Consider the following 19211-nt stretch of genomic DNA (forward strand, 5'->3'; position numbering starts at 1 on the left):
TCAGGCCGCCAGGGGGAGCCCTTTCGCCAAGACTGCCGAGACTGAGATGAATCTCTCGAAATTCTTTATCGACCGGCCTATCTTTGCCGGCGTGCTATCGGTGCTGATCTTCCTGATCGGCGCCATCTCGATGTTCAAGCTACCCATCTCGGAGTATCCCGAGGTGGTGCCGCCGTCCGTGGTGGTGCGCGCGCAGTATCCGGGCGCCAACCCCAAGGTGATTGCCGCGACCGTGGCGTCTCCGCTGGAGGAGCAGATCAACGGCGTCGAGGACATGCTCTACATGTCGTCGCAAGCCAATAGCGATGGCCTGCTGACGCTGACCGTCACCTTCAAGCTCGGCACGGATCCGGACAAGGCCCAGCAGCTCGTGCAGAACCGCGTGGCGCAGGCCGAGCCGCGCCTGCCGGAGGACGTGCGGCGCCTGGGCATCACCACGGTGAAAAGCTCGCCCGACCTGACCATGGTGGTCCACCTGGTCTCGCCGAACGACCGCTACGACATGACCTACCTGCGCAACTACGCGGTGATCAACGTCAAGGACCGCCTGGCGCGGATCCAGGGCGTGGGCCAGGTGCAGCTGTTCGGCTCGGGTGACTATTCCATGCGCGTGTGGCTGAACCCCGAGAAGATGGCCGAGCGCAAGCTGGTGGCCGCCGACGTGGTCAAGGCCATCCGCGAGCAGAACGTGCAGGTGGCCGCTGGTGTGATTGGCGCCTCGCCCGCGCTGCCGGGCGCTGACCTGCAGCTCTCCGTGAACGCGCAGGGCCGCCTGGAAACCGTGGAGGCCTTCGGCGACATCATCGTGGCGACCTCGCCCGATGGTGGCGTGACCTACCTGAAGGATGTGTCCCGCATCGAGCTGGGCGCGTCGGAGTACGCACTGCGCTCGCTGCTGGACAACAAGTCCGCGGTGGCCATTCCGATCTTCCAGGCCCCGGGCTCCAACGCCATCCAGATCTCGGACGACGTGCGCAAGACGATGGAAGAGCTCAAGCAGAACTTCCCCGATGGCGTGGACTACAGCATCGTCTATGACCCGACGCAGTTCGTGCGCCATAGCATCGAAGCCGTGACCCATACGTTGTTCGAAGCCATCGCCCTGGTGGTGCTGGTGGTGATCCTGTTCCTGCAGACGTGGCGCGCCTCGGTGATTCCGCTGCTGGCCGTGCCGGTGTCGATCGTGGGGACGTTCGGGCTGATGCATGCCTTTGGCTTCTCGATCAATGCGTTGTCACTGTTCGGGCTGGTGCTCGCCATCGGGATCGTGGTGGACGATGCGATCGTGGTGGTGGAGAACGTCGAGCGCAATATCGCCGAGGGGTTATCTCCGAAAGAGGCCACCTACAAGGCCATGCGTGAGGTGAGCGGCCCGATCATCGCGATCGCGCTGACGCTGATCGCCGTGTTCGTGCCGCTGGCCTTCATGACGGGCCTGACCGGTCAGTTCTACAAGCAGTTCGCGCTGACCATCGCCATCTCGACCATCATCTCGGCCTTCAATTCGCTGACGCTGTCGCCGGCTTTGTCCGCGCTGCTGCTGCGCGGCCACGATGCGCCGAAGGACTGGCTCTCGCGCGGCATGGATCGCGTGCTGGGTGGCTTCTTTGGCCGCTTCAACCGTTTCTTTGGCGCCAGCGCCGATCGTTACGGCAAGGGTGTGAAGGGCGTGATCTCGCGCAAGACGGCGGTGTTCGGCGTCTACGCCGTGATGCTGGCGCTGACCTGGGGTGTGTTCCAGCTGGTGCCCAAGGGCTTTGTGCCGGCGCAGGACAAGCAGTACCTGGTGAGCTTTGCCAAGCTGCCTGACGGCGCCACGCTGGACCGCACCGAAGACGTGATCCGCCAGATGTCCGACATCGCGCTCAAGCAGCCGGGCGTGGAATCGGCGATTGCCTTCCCGGGCCTGTCGATCAATGGCTTCACCAACAGCCCGAGCGCCGGCATCGTCTTTGTCTCGCTCAAGCCGTTTGAAGAACGCAAGACCAAGGAACTGTCGGGCAACGCCATCGCGGCGCAGCTCAACGGCAAGTACGCCGCGATCCAGGACGCCTTTATCGCCGTGTTCCCGCCGCCGCCGGTTCAGGGCCTGGGTACCATCGGCGGCTTCAAGATGATGATCGAGGACCGTGCCGCGCTGGGTTACGACGCGCTGTTCGACGCGACCAACGCCTTTACCACCAAGGCGCGTGCCACGCCTGAGCTGGCCGGTATCTTCACCAACTACCAGGTCAACGTGCCACAGCTGGATGTGAAGCTGGATCGGGTGAAAGCCAAGCAGCTGGGCGTGCCGGTGACGGATGTGTTCGACACGCTGCAGACTTACCTCGGCTCGGCCTATGTCAACGACTTCAACAAGTTTGGCCGGACCTACCAGGTCAAGGTCCAGGCGGATGCGCAGTTCCGCGCCCACGCCGAGGACATCCTGCAACTGAAGACGCGCAACAGCGCGGGCGACATGGTGCCGCTGTCGTCGCTGCTCACCGTCAACCAGGGCTTTGGCCCGGACAGCGTGATCCGCTACAACGGCTTCACCGCGGCCGACATGAACGGCGGCCCGGCCCCGGGCTTCTCCTCTGGCCAGGCGCAAGCCGCGGCCGAGCGCATTGCGGCCGAGACGCTGCCCAAGGGCATCAAGTTCGAGTGGACCGACCTGACCTACCAGGACATCCTGGCCGGCAACGCGGGGGTATGGATCTTCCCGCTGTGCGTGCTGCTGGTGTTCCTGGTGCTGGCCGCGCAGTACGAAAGCCTGACCTTGCCGCTGGCCGTGATCCTGATCGTGCCCCTGAGCCTGCTGGCCGCCATGACTGGCGTATGGCTGACCAAGGGCGACAACAACATCTTCACGCAGATTGGTTTCATCGTGCTGGTGGGGCTGTCAGCGAAGAACGCGATCCTGATCGTGGAGTTTGCGCGGGAGCTGGAGCATGAAGGCCGCTCCATCGTGGCCGCCGCCATTGAAGCCAGCCGCCTGCGCCTGCGCCCGATCTTGATGACGTCGTTCGCGTTCATCATGGGTGTGGTGCCGCTGGTGGTGTCCACTGGCGCGGGTGCCGAGATGCGCCATGCGATGGGCGTGGCGGTGTTCGCCGGGATGCTGGGCGTGACCTTCTTCGGGCTGTTCCTGACGCCGGTGTTCTACGTGGCGCTGCGCCTGCTGGCGACCCGTGGCGAGCGCCGCACGGTGTCGGACGCGCCGTCGGCGAGCCACAAGGCTATCGCCTCTGCTGAGTAAGGGTGATCGACATGAACGCAACATTGACATCCAAGATGACATCGATACTCCCCGCGGCGCTGCCGCGCCTGGCCACGCTGGCCGTGGCCCTGATCCTGGCTGGCTGCTCGCTGGCGCCGACCTACCAGGTGCCGCAAAGCGCAACCGCCGCCACGCCGGCCTACAAGGAAGCGATGGCCGCGCAAGCCGAAGGCTCGCAATGGAAGGTGGCCACGCCCGCCGAAGGCGCGCAGCGCGGCGAATGGTGGAAGATCTTCGGTGACGCCGATCTCGACCGCCTGATTGCCACGGCCACCGAGTCCAACCAGGATCTCGCGATCGCCGCGGCGCGCCTCAAGCAGGCCCGCGCCTTCACCGGCGTGGCCGAGGCGGACCAGTACCCGCAGTTGAGCGTGGGCCTGGACCCGACCCGCACCCAGTCCTCGGCCGCCTCGCAGGGGTTGCCCGACGGCACGCCGGTAAAGCCGCAGACGGTGCTCAAGGCGCGCGCCATCGCCAGCTATGAGCTGGACCTGTTCGGCCGCGTGGCGGACAACGTCAAGGCGGCGCGGGCGGAGGGCGACGCCGCTGAAGACCTGTACCGCTCGGTGCTGCTGGCGCTGCAGGCGGACGTGGCGCAAGCCTACTTCGCGCTGCGCACGCTGGACAGCGAGCGCGACCTGCTCAACGCCACCATCACCTTGCGTGAGGACGCGCTCAAGCTGCTCAAGCGCCGGTTCGACGAAGGCGAGACCACGGATCTGGACCCCGCGCGCGCCGAAGCCGAGCTGGGTACGGCCCGCGCGGATCTCGCCGGCATCGAGCGCCGCCGCGCCAACCAGGAGCACGCGCTGGCGGTGCTGACGGGCGCGCCGCCGGCCGCCTTCACAATGGCCGCGCGCCCGCTGGACGCTGCGCAGATCGCTGTGCCGGCGGGGCTGCCCTCCGACCTGCTGGAGCGCCGCCCCGACATCGCCCAGGCCGAGCGCCTGATGGCGGCGGCCAACGCGCGCATCGGCGTGGCGAAGGCGGCGTTCTATCCGCGCATCACGCTCACCGGCTTGTTCGGCTTTGAGTCGAACGACCTGTCGAACCTGTTCAAGTGGTCGTCACGCGCGTGGATGCTGGGGCCGCTGGTGGGCAGCACGATCGCCGCGCCGATCCTCGACGGGGGCCGCAACAAGGCCAACCTGGCGGCGGCGCGCGCGCAGCACGAGGAGGCGGTGGCGAGCTACCGCCAGAGCGTGCTGACCGCGATGCGCGAGGTGGAAGACAGCCTGGCGGACGTACGCTGGCTGAGCCAGCAGGCCGGCGCATTGGACGGCGCACTGGGCGGCGCCCGCCGCGCGGCCAAGATCTCGCGCAGCCGCTACGAGGCGGGCGCGGTGGACTACCTGACGGTGATCGACGCGGATCGTACGGTGCTGCAGTCGCAGCGCGATGCCAACCAGGTGGCCGGGCTGCGTGCTTCCGCCACGGTGGCGCTGGTACGCCGGCTGGGCGGTGGGTGGGGGCCGTTGCCGGATGCCGCACCCAGTGTGGCGCAGGCGGGCCCCGGCCCGCTGGCCGTGAACCACTGAGCGCAGGCGCCAGGCCTCCAAAACGCGGCAGCCGCCCTCGCGCGGTTGCCGCGTTTTGTCGTTGCCGCGCCAACGCGGCGAAAAAATCTGACTACACTAAAAGCATCGCGGCCACCTCAGCCGGAAAGGCCGCAGGCCGCAGCCCGCACCGCAGCCCGCCGGCGCATTGATTGTCCAGGCTCCCAACATGAGCAGGCGGCGAATCCACAGAAGGCGGACCCATGGACGGCGGCGGACCCTGTTCGTCGCGCTACTGATCCTTCTGTGCGCGGCGACTGTCCTGTTGCTCCCCTTGCCGCGGCCGTGGCGCCCCGTCACGCATATCGTCAACGAGGTGACGATCGCGCAGCCCGATGCCGTGGTGTTCGACTACGTTTCCACGCCCGCCAACTGGCCCGACTGGCATCCATCGTCGCTCGCCGTGACCGGCGCATCGGCCGGGCATTCGCTCCTGCCCGGCGAGCAGGTCACCGAAACCTTCTTGGTGGCCGGGCGGCGCGGCCAGGTGGTGTGGACCGCGGCCGAGCGCAGCCCATCCTCGGCCTGGATGATCCAGGGCACTATGGATGGGCGCGAAGCGGGCGCGGTCCGCTACACGCTCGCCCAGACGCCGGAGGGCACGCACTTCCGGCGCGAATTCAGCTACCCCGCGCCGAACCTGCTGTTTGCGCTGACCAACTGGCTGGTGCTGCGCAAGCGCATCGAGGCCGAGTCAGCCGAGGCGGTGACGCGGTTGCGGGCGGTGTTGGAGGCCCGCAAGCCCTCGTCCGGTACGGGCGGCTGATCTGCCGTGTTGCCTGCCTGTGTGCGCAACCTGCGCTGGGATGTGCTGGCGCGTGCGCGCCGGGCCATCGCAATACGCTGCGCATGATCTTTCCGGACCCGGCCGTGCACGAGCGCTTTGCCGGCTGGGAGGCGCAGGCGCCACAGATGCTGGCGACCTTTCGCCGCGACCTGGTCCGCGCGCCGGCAGTATACTGACCGCGCAATTCAATTGGAGTCGATGGTGTCGGTAGAAAACCTGGCGTCCGCCACAGGACGCACCCCAGATACGGCGGCTACGCCGGAGCCGGCAGCGCAGGCATTGCCGCCCAAGCCCGTGGCGCCGCCCACGCCGGATATCAATGATTGCTGCGGCAATGGCTGTGATCCCTGCATCTTTGACCTGCATGCCGCGGCCATGGAGCAGTACCGTGCCGAGCTCAAGGCCTGGCTGGCGCTCGCCGGCCAGACGGCCGAAGCCGGCGCGGGCGGTCCCAGCTTCTGACCTGGCTGGCACGCCACGCGTACCAGACACGTACCACGCAAGCACCAAGCAAGTACCACACAAGGAGCCTGCCTTGAGCGTCACCGACCGGAACATGCTGGCCGACCTGCACGCGTTCGTGCGGGACCATCCGCGCCTGCTGGTGCTGACGGGGGCCGGCATCAGCACCGATTCCGGCATTCCCGGCTACCGTGACGCGCAGGGCAACTGGCAGCGCACGCCGCCCGTGCAGGCGCAGGATTTCTTTCGCTCGCATGCGGTGCGCCAGCGCTACTGGGCGCGCAGCATGCTGGGCTGGCCGGTGCTAGCCAATGCGCAGCCTAACGCCGCGCACTTCGCGCTGGCTCAGCTGCAAGCGGCTGGCTACGTGCGCCAGCTTGTCACCCAGAACGTGGACGGCCTGCACCAGCGCGCCGGCAGCACCGGCGTGATCGAGCTGCATGGCCATGTGGGCAGCGTGATCTGCCTGCAATGCGGCACGCGCCGCCCGCGCGCCTCGCTGCAGGCGCAGCTCGAGGCGGACAACCCGGCGCTAGCCGAACTGCGCGCGCTGCCGGCTTCCGATGGCGATGCGCATCTGGAGCTGGCCAGCTTCGAGGCCGTGCGTATTCCCGCGTGCGGGCACTGCGGCGGCGTGCTCAAGCCCGATGTGGTGTTCTTCGGGGAGTCGGTGCCGCGCGAGCGCGTGGATGTGTCCCTGCAGGCGCTGGATGAGTCGGATGCCTTGCTGGTGATCGGCTCGTCGCTCACGGTGTTTTCCGGTTACCGTTTCTGCCTGGCGGCGCAAAAGCTGGGCAAGCCGGTGGCGGCCATCAATCTTGGCCAGACCCGTGCCGATGCGCTGCTGGCGTTGAAGGTGGATGCCTCGTGCGCGGCGACGCTGACGGACCTGGCCGGGCGGCTGGACTTGCCCGCGGGTGCCGTGGCTCAATAGGCCCGCTCAGCGACCGCCACCCGTCGTCAGAGGGGGCTTGCCGCAGCCGGACGGCATGAAAGCAAGCTAGGGAATCCCACTACAGCACTGGCGCGGATATTGCATAAAAATCCGCTGTTAATACTGTGAAATTTCACAAGGCGGACAAAATGGAAGTAGCGAGGCTGGCCAGCCCTGGCCGGGAGCCGAATTGACGAGCAGGGTGCACCGCGGCGGGGCACGGGTGAGGTGCTGCGGGCGCTGCGGGTGCGGTGCCAGTGCAGGCCCGGCGCCATGAACACGCGCTTTGTCGAAGCCTTCATGTGGGTAGCGAGGCTAGGCAGCTTTCGCGCGGCGGCCGAGAAGCTGCACATCACGCAGGCGGCCATGTCCAATCGCATTGCCTCGCTGGAGCAGGAGATTGGCGCGCGCGTGTTCGAGCGCGAGGCGCGGGACCTGCGGCTCACGCCGGTGGGCCTGCGCCTGCTCGGCTACGGCGAGCGGCTGCTGGAGTTGCAGCGGGAGATCATGGTGCTGGGGCGCTCCGGCCACGAGTTGCTGGGGCTGGTGCGCATCGGCGCCATCGAGAGCGTGGTGCATACCTGGCTGGTCGACTTCCTGCGGCACCTGCAATCGTCCTATCCGGGCATCGAGGTGCAGATCACTTCCGAGACCACCGAGGGCCTGCACAAGACCCTGCGCGCCGGCGGCATCGATATCGCCTTGCAGACGGACCCCGCGGTGGGCGAGGGCATCACCAGCACGCCGTGCCTGCCGATGGCGATCGGGTGGGTCGGGCCGCCCGGCGCGGCGCAGCCCGATGAAGGGAAACTGGCCACGTTGCTGCAGTACCCGACCATCACCATGAGCCCGGGATCGCAGCCGCACGTGGCGCTCAAGGAGCTGTACCGCAAGGCCGGGCTGCCCGTTGGCAAGGTGCACTGCGTGAGCTCCATCGCGGCCATCGTGCGGCTGGTGAAGGCGGGCTTTGGCAATGCGCTGATGCCGCTGGCGCCGGTGCGTGAAGAGGTGGAGCGCGGCGAACTGCGCGTGATCTGTTGCGATGTGCCGCTGCCGCATCAACGGCTGGTAGTGAGCCATCTCGACCATGCGGCGTCGGAGGCGATTCGCCTGGTGGCGGATCTGGCCTGCCGCGAATCGGATCGCTTCGTGCGTTCGCTGCCTGCACCGTTTGCGCCGGAGTGAAGCATGGTCGCGCGCCAGGCTGGTGCGCGAACGCAGCCGGATCGAACAGAAAAACTGATCGGAAACGCGAAGAAAAACCCGTTTGTCGCGCGCGGCGATCGCGCCGATCATCAGCTCACCGCTTTGTATTGGCGTGGCAACCGGAGAGTTTGATGAGCGAGATGTTTGCGACCGAAAGTTTGGCGACAGAGAGCGCGGCAGGCATGGCCCCGCAGGGCATGCTGTTTGTCGCGTCGAATGTGGATGCGGCCGACGAGGCCGATTTCAATCAATGGTACGACCGCGAGCACGTGGAAGAGCGCGCCCGCATCGAAGGCTTCATCTCTGCCGCGCGCTATGAAGCCGTGCAGGGCGGCCCCAAGTATCTCGGCCTGTATCGCACCGAGTCGCTCGGTGCATTCACCAGCGCGGCCTACAAGGCGGCCTTTCGCCGCCAGACGCCGTGGTCGGTGGCCAACCTGGACCGCATGCGCCAGCCGATGCGCCGCGTGAGCGAAGTCACTGCCACGGTCGGGCAGGGCAGCGGCAGCTGGCTTGCCGTGCTGCCGCTGGCGCAGCCGGAGGATCCGCTGGCGCTGGTCGACCTGGCGGGCGAGGTTGGCGGGCAACTGTCCGCGCAGCCCGGCTTTGTCCAGTCCTACCTGCTGATGCCCGATGCCGAGCTAAGCCAGCCGTTGCCCAAGGAGAGCCTGACCGACCGGCAATTGCTGCCCATCCTGGTGATCGAGAGCAGCGCCGAAGCCGCGAGCGAGCAGGCACTGCAGGAAGCGGCAAAGCGCCTGGGCGCATCGACGCAGCAGGCCGCACGCTATGCATTGAAATGGAAGCTCTTCTCCGGGGAGGTGGCGTGATGACCAACGCAAGCACGATATCCACCGCGCGCAGCGCAGCCGGCACGCTCGATGCGGCCACCCATGCCGCCAAGCCCGGCATGGGCCGGCTGGCCGCGGCCAGCACCATCGGCACCACGCTGGAGTGGTACGACTTCACGGTCTATAACCTGATGGCCGCGCTGGTGTTCAACGCGGTTTTCTTCCCCTCGTTCGATCCGCTCACGGGCACGATCCTGGCGTTTTCCACCTATGCGGTGGGCTATGTCTCGCGCCCGCTTGGCGGCGTGCTGTTCGGGCATCTGGGCGACAAGCTCGGCCGGCGCTTCGTGCTGGTCGCCACGCTGATCCTGATGGGCGTGGCCACCGGGCTGATGGGCGTGCTGCCCACTTACATGTCGTGGGGCATCTGGAGTCCGATCCTGCTGGTGGCGCTGCGCTTCCTGCAAGGCGCGGCGATCGGCGGCGAATGGGCTGGCGCGGTGTTGCTGTCGATGGAGCATGGCGAGCAGCACCAGCGCGGGCGCAACGCATCGTTTACGCAGGTGGGGCCGTCGTGCGGCACGCTGCTGGGCACCGGCTTTATCGCCGTGGTGTCGCTGTGGCTGAGCCCGGAAGATTTCCAGGCGTGGGGCTGGCGCGTTCCGTTCCTGTCGAGCGTGCTGCTGGTGCTGTTCGGGCTGTGGCTGCGCAAGGGCGTTGAGGAAACCCCGCTGTTCAAGGAAATGGAAGCGCGCAAGAGCACGGCCAAGACGCCGATCAAGGAAGTGTTCGTGGATCACTGGCGGCGGCTGCTGGTGGCCGGCGGTGTGCGCATCGGCTCCGACGTGCTCTACGCGCTGGTGGTGGTCTTCACGCTGACTTACGTGACCAGCGTGCTGCACCTGTCCCGGCCGCTGGCGCTGAGCGCGACCATGATCGGCGCGGCGTGCAACGCCATCGCGGTGCCCTTGTTCGGCAGCCTGTCGGACAAGCTCGGCCGCCGCCCGGTATACATCGCCGGGGCCGTGCTGGCCGTGGTGTGGGCCTTTGTGTTCTTCCGCCTGATGGACAGCGCGCAGCCGCTGCAGATCTGCGCCGCGGTGGTGGTCGGGCTGATCATCCACGCCATGATGTACGGCCCGCAGGCGGCCTTCGTGACCGAGCAGTTCCCCACGCGGGTGCGCTACGCCGGGTCATCGCTGGCCTATACGCTGGCGGGCATCGTGGGCGGCGGCTTTGCGCCGCTGATCATCGCCAGCCTGTACAAGTCGTACGGCTCGACACTGGCGATCTCGCTGTATGTCAGCGCCGCCGTGGCGCTGACGCTGGTGGCGCTGCTGGTGGCGCGGGAAACCGCGAACAAGCCGCTCGAAAGCTGATCCGGCTAGCCCTCGAGCGCCGTCGCGAAGACCGTTTCGCGGCGGCCCTGCAGCAGCGCCTGGCGAAAGGAAAGCACATGGGCCGTGACCGCGCTGGCCGCTGCCGCGCCGTCGCCGTCGCGCAGCGCCTTCAGGATGGCGCGGTGCTCGGCGCCGACCTCGGCCAGGTGCCCTTCGGATGACAGCGAAATGGCCCAGAAGCGCTGCGAGCGCGCGTGCAGCACCTTGAGGATTTCGATCAGGATCGGGTTGCCCGAGACCTGCGCGATTTCCTCGTGGAACAGGCGGTCCAGGTTGGTCACCTCGGGCAGGTTGCGCTGCGCCACAGCGTCTTCCACCTGGCTCAGCAGGCGTTCGAGCGTGTGAAGGCCGGCGGCGGTGATGCGCTCGGCAGCTAGCCTGGCGCACAGCGTTTCGTTGGCCAGGCGCACGTCGATCAGGTGCAGCGCATCGTCGATGGACAGTGGCGAGACCACCACGCCCTTGCGCGGCAGGATCTGCACCAGTCCTTCGTTGGCCAGCCGGTGCAGGGCCTGGTTGATGGGCGTGCGGCCAAGGTCAAGATCGTCGACCAGGGTGGAGATGTTGAGATGCTCGCCGGGGCGGTAGACCAGCGTGGTCAGCCGCTCCCGCAGGCCGGTATAGGCCAGCTCATTCTGCGATGGTTCTTCGGTCCTGGCCCGGGCGCGCGATGTGCCGGCGCTACGGCGATCCACTGATGGCAAAACTCTCTCCCGACAACACGGCAACGCGTGCAAGGGCGATATCGTACTACCAAAAGCAGGCGCGGCCCGAGGCGCTGGGCCAATGCTGCACGCCTAATCCAGCTTGATGTCCGCTGCGGTGATCACGGTCTTCCACTTGGCCACTTCGGCCGCGGTGTGCTGGTTTAGCGCGGCGGGTTTGTAGGCGGCATCCGGTAGCAACTGGATGCCCTGGTCGGCCAGCTTCTTTGCAAACTCCGTGTCGGCGATGGCCTTGGCGAACGCGGCGTAGTTGCGGGCGATGACGTCCTTGGGCGTGCCCTTCGGCGCATATAGGCCGTACCAGGTGGATGCCTCGAAGTTGGGCACCACGGTTTCCGCCACGGTGGGCACGTTGGGAAACTGCGGCACGTGTTGCTTGGCGGTCTGCGCGATGGCGATGACCTTGCCGCCCTTGACCTGCGGCAGGGCGGTGTTGGTTTGGTCGAACATGCCATCCACCTGCCCGCCCATGACATCGGTCAAGGCCGGGCCGGCGCCTTTGTACGACACCGGGGTCACCTTGATCCTGGCCTGCTGGGCGAACATGGCGGCGACCAGATGCGAGGTGGAACCCACGCCCGCGTTGCCGAAGTTGAGCTTGCCCGGATTGGCACTGGCAAAGGCGACCAGGTCCTGCACGGTCTTGAACTTCGAGTTCGCGCCGACCAGCAGCACCAGCGGCGTATCGGGGAAGCGGAACACGCCCTCGAAGTCCTTGACCGGGTCATACGACAGCTTCTTGTACAGCGACGGCGCCGCGGCCATATAGCCCATATGCCCGACCAGGAAGGTATAGCCATCGGGCGCGGCCTTTGCCGCCTTGCCCGCGCCGATGGTGCCGCCGGCGCCGGCCTGGTTCTCGATCAGTACCGGCTGGCCCAGATCGCGCCCGACGCGATCCGCGATATTGCGGGCAAGCGCATCGGTGGGGCCGCCGGCCGCGAAGGGCACGATCCACGTGATCGGGCGGGTGGGGTAGTTTTGCGCCAGCGCGGCGGTGGACAGGGCTAGCAGGGCCAGGGTGGCGCCCAGTTTCTTGGTCATTGTTGTCTCCATCATCAAGGTGGTTTCGGTTGTTTTGAGATGATCGGTGCTGCTTATATGTGCATTTAATAAATATGTTTAAACATATTCTAGGAATGTGGCACTCGACCGTCAAGCCGGAACCGCACCTCGTTTACCCTTTGCGCTTGGCTTACGGGCCGCCAGGCGCTAGCATTTGCTACGCCTCAGGCACATCGATCGATCATTCAGGGAACCCATGGAGCCACGCCACGCCGAGTTGACCAAGGCACTTATTCACGACATCACGAGCGGGGTCTATCCGGTCGGGTCAAGCCTGCCGGGCGAACTGGAGCTGGCCGAGAAGCACGGCGTCAGCCGGGGCACCGTGCGGGTGGCGCTGATGCGCATCCAGGAGCTAGGCTTGGTCTCGCGTAAAAAGCGCGCAGGCACCCGGGTGGAAGCCTCCGCGCCGCGCAGCAGCGAGTACACGCCCAAGCTCTCCACCATCGACGAACTGGTGCAATATGGCGCCGCCACGCAGCGCAAGATCCACGGTGCGCGCGAAATCGTGATGGATATAGAGCTGGCCACCCGGCTGGGCTGTCAGCCGGGCTCGCGCTGGCTGCATATCGAGACCTCGCGCACCAACCCCGAGGCGCCATCGCATCCGTTGTCATGGTCCGACGTCTACGTGATGGCGGCTGACGGCGCCAAGATCCGCAAGCTGCTCAAGACAGATCCCAGCCTGATCAGCGAACTGGTCGGCAAAACCACCGGACGCCTGGTCAAGGAAGTACGCCAGACCGTGCGGGCGGTGGGCGTGCCCGCCGCGCTAGCGGACGTGCTGGGCACCGCGCCCGATGCGCATGCGCTGGAATTCGTGCGGCGGTATTTCGACCAGTCGGACCGGTTGTTCGAAGTGGTGGTGAGCTTGCATCCGGCCGATCGCTTCACGTATTCGACGGTGCTGCAGCGTCAGGCTTGAGCCGTCGCTAGCCGTCGCTAGCCCGAAGATCGTCTGGGGACGGCGGCCAATGGGTTGCTTTCCGGTGGCGGAACGTGTCATTATGTATAGACATAATGACTGGCAGCAGCCGTTGTCCCGCCTGCTGCGCCCACCCCGCCATGATCGTGATCTTCCAGGAAGACGTCGTCGACAGCATTGCCGACGCGCTACAGTACGTCAGCTACTACCATCCCGTTGATTTCGTGCAGGCGCTCAAGCGCGCCTTTGCCGCCGAACCCGCTGGCGCGGCGCGCGATGCCATCGAGCAGTTGCTGGTCAACAGCCGCATGAGCGCCGAGGCGCACAGGCCGATCTGCCAGGACACCGGCGTGGCGCAGGTTTTCATGACCGTGGGCATGGACGTGCGCTTTGCGGCGCGCGATGGAGCCGCGTTGCTGTCCGTGCAGCAGATGGTGGACGCCGCCGTGCGCCGGGGCTACACGCACAGCGCCAATCCGCTGCGCGCCACCATGGTTGGCTCGGCCCTGGGCGAGCGGCGTAACACCGGCGACAACACGCCGGGATTCCTGCAACTGGAACTGGTGCCCGGCAACACCATCAAGATGACGGTGGTGGCCAAGGGCGGCGGCGGCGATGTCAAGGCGAAGTTCGCCACGCTCAACCCAAGCGATTCGCTGGTCGACTGGATCCTCGCCGCCATCCCGCAGATGGGCGCCGGCTGGTGCCCACCCGGCGTGCTTGGCGTCGGGGTGGGCGGCACGCCGGAGCAGGCCATGCTGGCGGCCAAGCGCGCGTTGTTCAGCCCCATCGATATTCATGCGTTGCGCGACAAGGGGCCAGCGAACGACACCGAGCGGCTGCGGCTGGCACTGTTCGAGCGCATCAACGCGCTCGGCATCGGCGCGCAGGGGCTGGGCGGGCTGGCCACCGTGCTGGATGTCAAGGTAGCTGCGCTGCCGTGTCACGCCGCGACGCTGCCGGTGGCGCTGATTCCCAATTGCGCGGCCACGCGTTTTGTCACGGTGGAGCTTGATGGCTCAGGGCCCGCGCGGCTGGAGCCACCTCCTGCTGACACCTGGGATGGCATTCCCGGCGCGTTGACCGCCAAGCCGGGGCGCGTGGTCGACCTGGACAATCTGGATGCCGCGCAGGTGGCGCAGTGGCAGGTTGGCGAGACCTTGCGGCTGCGCGGCCGCTTGCTGACGGCGCGCGATGCCGCGCATAAACGGCTGGTAGCCATGCTGGATGCGGGCGAGCCGCTGCCGGTGCCGCTGCGCAATCGCGCGATCTACTACGTGGGCCCGGTCGATGCCGTTGGCGACGAAGCGGTGGGGCCGGCAGGGCCTACCACGGCCACGCGCATGGACAAGTTCGTGCCGCAGTTGCTGGAGCAGACGGGCTTGCTGCTGATGATCGGCAAGGCCGAGCGCGGGCCAGTGGCCATCGAGGCCATCCGCCGCCACGGCGCGGCCTACCTGATCGCGGTGGGTGGCGCGGCCTACCTGATCTCCCGGGCGATCCGCAAGGCACGCGTGCTGGCCTTTGCGGAACTGGGGATGGAGGCCATCTATGAGTTTGAGGTGGAGGATATGCCAGCCACGGTGGCGGTGGATGCCACAGGGCGGTCGATACATCGGATCGTTGCGGGCTAAGTCCCACAGTGCTCCCAGGTGCTACGCCTGGGGCCGATAGCGCCCGCGCAGCGGATCCAGCAGGCTGGTCAGGCCGTTGTGGTCGAGTTCATGCATCAGGGCCAGCAACTGGCCGATCTCGCCCGGCGGAAAGCCTTCGCGCGCGAACCAGTTCAGGTAGGTGCCCGGCAGGCTGGCGATGACGCGGCCCTTGTACTTGCCGTAGGGCATGGTGCGGGTGAGCAGGAGTGGCAGGTGTTCGGGATTCATGGAGCAACCTCAGGCGGGCCTCGGATGGCGCCGGCAGGGGGATGTTACCAGCGTGCCGCGCCCGGTTTGCCGCCGCCGGCCGCGCCGGGGTACGATCCTGGCCTTACCGCTGACGAGGACAAGCAAGATGGCAAAGCAAGGCACAGGCGCTGGCCTGAAAAGCATCGCCCTGTTCGAGGCCGCCAAGGGTCTGCTGGTGATCCTGGCGGGGCTGGGCCTGGTGGCGCTGCTGCACCGGGACGCACAGGCGCTGGCCGAGGCCATTGTCGCCCGCCTGCACCTGAACCCGGGGAGCCGCTACCCGACCATTTTCCTGTCGCTGATGGCCCATCCGAGCGACGCGCGCCTGTGGGCCATTGGCGGATCTGCCGCGATGTACGCAGCCATGCGTCTCACGGAGGCCTACGGCCTGTGGCGTCAGCGCGTGTGGGCGAAATGGCTGGGCGTATGGTCGGGCGCGGTCTACATTCCGGTGGAACTGTACGAGGCGGTGGTGCGTCCCAGCGCAATTCACGTCGGGCTGGCCATTGCCAATGTACTGATCGTGGCCTACCTGGCCAACAGCATCAGGCGCAATCCGGCCGGCGCCTAGCGGTCGCGGGCGCCTCCCGGCGTGGCCAGGCCAGCAATGCGCCAGCCGCCAGGCCGTACAGGTGGGCGCTGGCCACGACCGGGCCGCCCAGCCACGCGCCTGCGTCCTCGGCGGGCCCCGCCAGGATCTGCCAGCCCGCGCGCGCCGTCAGCGCGACCAGCAGCATCGCCGCGAGGCCATCGCGGCGGGCCCGGGGCAGCAGGGCGACCATGGCAAGCCCGTAGTTGATGCCGGAGAAGCCCGCATAGCGGAGCAGCTCCGGCTCGCCGGCTAGCAGCAGCAATCCTGTCATGGCCGCCAATGGCGGCACCACCCGCCATGCGCGCATGCGCGCCGGCAGGATCGCCGCCAGCATCAGCAGGCCCGCCACGTTGAGCAGGCAATGCGCCCAGCCGAGATGCACGAAATGGCAGCTCAGCAAGCGCCAGGTCTGGCCGGCGAGCATGGCCTCGCGGTCAAAGCGCAGGGCCTGCGTTAGCGCAGGCCCTGCCGCCTGGAGCGCGACCAGCGCCAGCGCCAGCAGCAGCCACCCGCCAGCGGCGCGCCGCGGCGTCATTGGCCAGCGCGTGGTCGATGTAGCCGGCCGCCCAGGAGAAGCTCGCGGCTCACGCCAGCCAGCGCGGCAGGACGCGGCGCACAAACCAGTGCCACGCGGTGAGCGCCGTGGCGCCCGCCAACGCCCAGAGCAGCCAGGGATCCGTGGCGCCAGCGCCGGCTTGCGCTTTCTCGATGGATTCCTTGCTGGCATTCGCGCCGGTGCCACCGCCGGCGCCATTGTGCGTGCTGGTACTTTCCGCGCTGCCGTCTGTGCCTGCTGTGCCCGCTGAGCCCGCTGAGCCGCCCGTGGCCACGCCATCGCCGCGCATGGCAAGGTCGACCACCAGCGGGTCGTGGTCGGACGAGCGATAGGCGTCGGGTGCATAGAAGGATTGCTGCTGTGCCTCGCTCTTGTGGGCCAGCGCATAGGCCAGGGAGATCGGCTCGTCGGCGTTGATGTGCCAATGGCGCGCCGCGAGGGTGCGGCTCGCCGCCCCCGCATCGGCGAGCGCGTGGTCGATGTAGCCGGCCTCGCCGCCAAAGACATAGCTGTAGGAGGGGGTGCCGGCTTCGGCGAAGCGCGCGATCATATCCGCATAGCCGCGCTCCGCCAGCAGGCGGATCGGGTCTTCCTGTGCGTAACTGTTGAGGTCGCCAATCACGAGCTTGCCATCGTCCTGCACGCCGGTGGGCGAGGTGGCCAGCCAATCGGCAATGCGGCTGGCCGCCGCCACGCGCGTGGGATTCCAGCAGCTCTGGCCATCGCGCTGGTCCGCATTGACGCCGCGCGCGTCCTTGCAGCGCTTGGACTTGAAATGGTTCACCACCACCGTGAGCTTGGCGGGCTGGCCCGGCAGGCGGAAGGTGGCGGCCAGCGGCTGGCGGGTTCTCGCGCCCAGCGCCAGGGTGGCCGGCGTGCCGACGGGTTCCACCTTGCTGGCGTTGTAGACCAGTGCGACCTTGATGACGTCGCCGCCCAGTTGCTCCCGGCCGGGATGGATGAAGCGCCAGTCCGGCCCGAGCTTGCCCGCGAGCCGGTGGATGGCGCTCAACTCGCCATGGCCATTGTTTTCGATTTCCATCAGGCCGATCACGTCGGCGTTCAGGCCTTGCAATGCGCTCAGGATCTTGGCTTCCTGGCGGGCGAACTCAGCGGCCGTCTTTGCGCCGCGATTGCCGGGGTCATCGAAGCCCGCGCCGCGGCCGTCGCCGTTGAAGTAGTTCTCGACATTGAACGCCGCCACGCGCAGATCGGTGTGGGCGGCGCGTGCCGGGGCGCCGGTGCGCGGGTTGGCAGGCTGGAACGCCGGTAGCGGCGCGCCGGGGAGCGGCTGGATGCGCCAGGCGTTTGCGCGCCATTCCAGCACGCCCTGCACATTGGCGACGGTGTCCCCGCTGCGCAGTGTGTTCGATGCGCTCAGGCCCGGTGCGGGATGGATGACGCGCGGCGGGTTTTGCCGGCTGTAGCCGTCGTCCAGCACCAGGCGATTGAGCGCATTGGCGGCAGCCTGTGCGGCGGCGGCTTCCCCGGGCAAGGCCACGTTGGTGGGCAGCGGCGGGCGGCCGAGGCTGAGCACCACGCTGCCGTAGCGGCCGAGTTCGAAGGTCTCGCTGACGGTGAGGGTCTGCGGCAGCCGCACCAGCATGCCCTCATAGGCCGCCAGCGAACCCGTGTGCGGCGTGGGCAGCGTGATGGTTTCCGGGGTGACCGCCTGGCCCCCCGCGCACACCGTGGCCGGGCCGGACAGCCTCAGCCGCATCTGGCCCGCGCGCTCCTCCACCGTGCCGAGCACGCGCACCAGATCGCCTGCCCGCGCGGCCGCGCGCGGCGCATGGACGAACATGCCCTCCGACACGCCTGGACGACGCTGGCGCTGGGCGTCGGCCTGCTGCACGAAGAAGCCGCTGAGGCCGTCGGCGCCCGAGTAGTCGGCCGTGACCACCGCCTCCAGCGCGACCCTTCGCCCGATCGACGGCGTGCCCTCGCTTTCGTCCCGCAGGTTCGCGATCGGCGTGGCTGGCGCGCCGCATTGCGCGGTGGGCGGGGGCAGCAGCGCCCGCGCCTGATCGCGATAGCCCGCGTCGGCATGGGCGGGCAAGGTAAAGCAGAGCAAGGCCAGCCAGGGTGGCAGGCAGCGCGGCAGAATGCGCGGCAGGCAGCCGTGGAGGAAAGGCTTTGGCAAGAACAGGCGCATGGATGGGTCTCCAGGGTATCGGCGCAATGTGGGTCCGGATGGACTGCCGATGCCAAGCGTAGGACCCATGGCCGGCTCGCGGATTGAGCCAATTCTCATATTGGCCGCGGCGCAGAGTCTGCGAGAATGCAGCCTTGTCCTCAACGCAGCTGACGAGATACCGTGACTGTCCGTGCCGTAGTGTTCGATTTTGGTGGTGTGCTGTTCGACTGGAACCCGGAATACCTGTATCGCGAATTGATTCCGGATCCGCAGGAGCGCGCCCGGTTCTTGTCGGAGGTGTGCTCGCCGGCATGGAATATCCGCCAGGATGCCGGCAGGCCGCTGCACGAGGCCACCGAGTCCCTGGTGGCCGAGCATCCCGCGCAGGCCGGCCTGATCCGCGCGTTCTATGGCCGCTGGCCGCAGATGCTGCGCGGCACGCTGGCCGATGGCGTGGCGCTGCTGCAGCGCTTGCACGATGCGCAGGTGCCGCTGTTCGGGCTGACCAACTGGTCCAGCGAAACCTATCCGCATGCCGTGCGCATCGGTGATTTCCTGTCATGGTTCCGCGATATCCTGGTGTCCGGCGAGGTTGGCGTGGCCAAGCCCGACCCGGCCATCTACCGGCTCATGCAGGCGCGCATCGATGCCAGCCTGCCGGGCGTCGCGCCAGGAGAGCTGCTGTTCATCGATGACAACGCGGCCAATGTGGCTGCGGCAACCGCGCTGGGCTGGCAGGCCGTGCAACACGCCAGTGCCGCGCGGACCGCAAGCGCGCTGCGCGCGGCAGGGTTGCATTTCTAGCCAGAACAGCCAGATCGATTGCCTGGTTTGCTTCTTGCGGGCAGACCTTGTTTTCCGACCGTCATTCCGACAGTCTTGCGTCTTACGCGCCAGAGGATTCAGGAGCAC

Annotated in this window: 19 protein-coding genes; 14 read left to right on the forward strand and 5 right to left on the reverse strand. The window is 67.4% G+C overall.

Going from position 1 to position 19211, the window contains the following annotated elements; genetic code table 11:
• Window positions 1–46: 46 nt before the first annotated feature.
• From RR42_RS27685 to RR42_RS27720, 10 genes are all read left to right on the forward strand, one after another.
• A complete protein-coding gene (locus RR42_RS27685) occupies window positions 47–3238 on the forward strand; it encodes an efflux RND transporter permease subunit (RefSeq protein ID WP_043354699.1) in 3192 nt (1063 codons plus the stop codon).
• Between the two features lie 35 nt (window positions 3239–3273).
• The gene (locus tag RR42_RS27690; RefSeq protein WP_043358077.1) at window positions 3274–4797 is read left to right on the forward strand and encodes an efflux transporter outer membrane subunit; all 1524 of its coding nucleotides are present in this window, start codon (window positions 3274–3276) and stop codon (window positions 4795–4797) included.
• 187 nt (window positions 4798–4984) lie between these two features.
• The gene (locus RR42_RS27695; RefSeq protein ID WP_052495019.1) at window positions 4985–5581 is read left to right on the forward strand and encodes an SRPBCC family protein; all 597 of its coding nucleotides are present in this window, start codon (window positions 4985–4987) and stop codon (window positions 5579–5581) included.
• Between the two features lie 83 nt (window positions 5582–5664).
• Entirely contained in the window at window positions 5665–5778 is a 114-nt protein-coding gene (locus tag RR42_RS41280; RefSeq protein WP_236702210.1) for a hypothetical protein, read from the forward strand.
• Window positions 5779–5800: 22 nt separating this feature from the next.
• Window positions 5801–6064 carry an oxidoreductase-like domain-containing protein gene (locus RR42_RS27700; RefSeq protein WP_052495020.1) on the forward strand — a complete coding sequence of 88 codons (264 nt, stop codon included), beginning with the start codon at window positions 5801–5803 and terminating at the stop codon, window positions 6062–6064.
• 73 nt (window positions 6065–6137) lie between these two features.
• A complete protein-coding gene (locus tag RR42_RS27705) occupies window positions 6138–6998 on the forward strand; it encodes an NAD-dependent protein deacetylase (RefSeq protein ID WP_043354701.1) in 861 nt (286 codons plus the stop codon).
• A 273-nt stretch (window positions 6999–7271) separates the two neighbouring features.
• Window positions 7272–8183, forward strand: coding sequence for a LysR family transcriptional regulator (locus RR42_RS27710; RefSeq protein WP_043354703.1), 912 nt, complete (start codon window positions 7272–7274; stop codon window positions 8181–8183).
• Between the two features lie 3 nt (window positions 8184–8186).
• Entirely contained in the window at window positions 8187–8336 is a 150-nt protein-coding gene (locus RR42_RS40550; RefSeq protein ID WP_158408323.1) for a hypothetical protein, read from the forward strand.
• Window positions 8336–9034, forward strand: coding sequence for a DUF4286 family protein (locus RR42_RS27715; RefSeq protein WP_201777393.1), 699 nt, complete (start codon window positions 8336–8338; stop codon window positions 9032–9034). Before RR42_RS40550 ends, RR42_RS27715 begins: the two co-directional genes overlap by 1 nt.
• An 80-nt stretch (window positions 9035–9114) precedes the next feature.
• The gene (locus RR42_RS27720; RefSeq protein ID WP_201777405.1) at window positions 9115–10374 is read left to right on the forward strand and encodes an MFS transporter; all 1260 of its coding nucleotides are present in this window, start codon (window positions 9115–9117) and stop codon (window positions 10372–10374) included.
• A 5-nt stretch (window positions 10375–10379) separates the two neighbouring features.
• Here the strand turns inward: RR42_RS27720 and RR42_RS27725 are convergent, their stop codons facing one another.
• Together RR42_RS27725 and RR42_RS27730 are read right to left on the reverse strand one after the other, a co-directional pair.
• Window positions 10380–11090, reverse strand: coding sequence for a GntR family transcriptional regulator (locus tag RR42_RS27725; RefSeq protein ID WP_043354704.1), 711 nt, complete (start codon window positions 11088–11090; stop codon window positions 10380–10382).
• 102 nt (window positions 11091–11192) lie between these two features.
• The gene (locus RR42_RS27730) at window positions 11193–12164 is read right to left on the reverse strand and encodes a tripartite tricarboxylate transporter substrate-binding protein (RefSeq protein WP_236702211.1); all 972 of its coding nucleotides are present in this window, start codon (window positions 12162–12164) and stop codon (window positions 11193–11195) included.
• 217 nt (window positions 12165–12381) lie between these two features.
• Between RR42_RS27730 and RR42_RS27735 the strand changes: the two genes are divergently transcribed.
• Entirely contained in the window at window positions 12382–13110 is a 729-nt protein-coding gene (locus tag RR42_RS27735; protein WP_043354705.1) for a GntR family transcriptional regulator, read from the forward strand.
• A gap of 140 nt (window positions 13111–13250) precedes the next feature.
• Complete coding sequence (locus tag RR42_RS27740) at window positions 13251–14744, forward strand: fumarate hydratase (protein ID WP_043354707.1); 1494 nt, start codon at window positions 13251–13253, stop codon at window positions 14742–14744.
• A gap of 21 nt (window positions 14745–14765) precedes the next feature.
• On the opposite strand, the gene RR42_RS27745 is transcribed toward RR42_RS27740, so the two are convergent.
• Window positions 14766–14993: a DUF3820 family protein gene (locus RR42_RS27745; RefSeq protein ID WP_043354709.1), complete on the reverse strand. Its 228-nt coding sequence runs from the start codon at window positions 14991–14993 to the stop codon at window positions 14766–14768.
• 127 nt (window positions 14994–15120) lie between these two features.
• Here RR42_RS27745 and RR42_RS27750 point away from each other — a divergent pair, with 127 nt between their 5' ends.
• Window positions 15121–15585: a DUF2127 domain-containing protein gene (locus tag RR42_RS27750; RefSeq protein WP_043354711.1), complete on the forward strand. Its 465-nt coding sequence runs from the start codon at window positions 15121–15123 to the stop codon at window positions 15583–15585.
• On the opposite strand, the gene rrtA is transcribed toward RR42_RS27750, so the two are convergent.
• Together rrtA and RR42_RS27760 are read right to left on the reverse strand one after the other, a co-directional pair.
• Complete coding sequence (rrtA, locus tag RR42_RS27755) at window positions 15560–16141, reverse strand: rhombosortase (RefSeq protein WP_052495022.1); 582 nt, start codon at window positions 16139–16141, stop codon at window positions 15560–15562. The two genes, RR42_RS27750 and rrtA, sit on opposite strands and share 26 nt — an antisense overlap.
• Before the next feature lie 49 nt (window positions 16142–16190).
• On the reverse strand, window positions 16191–18317 hold the full coding sequence (locus RR42_RS27760) for an ExeM/NucH family extracellular endonuclease (protein ID WP_173430732.1): 2127 nt from the start codon (window positions 18315–18317) through the stop codon (window positions 16191–16193).
• Window positions 18318–18479: 162 nt separating this feature from the next.
• Between RR42_RS27760 and RR42_RS27765 the strand changes: the two genes are divergently transcribed.
• A complete protein-coding gene (locus RR42_RS27765; protein WP_043354713.1) occupies window positions 18480–19103 on the forward strand; it encodes an HAD family hydrolase in 624 nt (207 codons plus the stop codon).
• Window positions 19104–19211: the final 108 nt, after the last annotated feature.

The organism is Cupriavidus basilensis (genome assembly GCF_000832305.1).
Classification (GTDB): domain Bacteria; phylum Pseudomonadota; class Gammaproteobacteria; order Burkholderiales; family Burkholderiaceae; genus Cupriavidus; species Cupriavidus basilensis_F.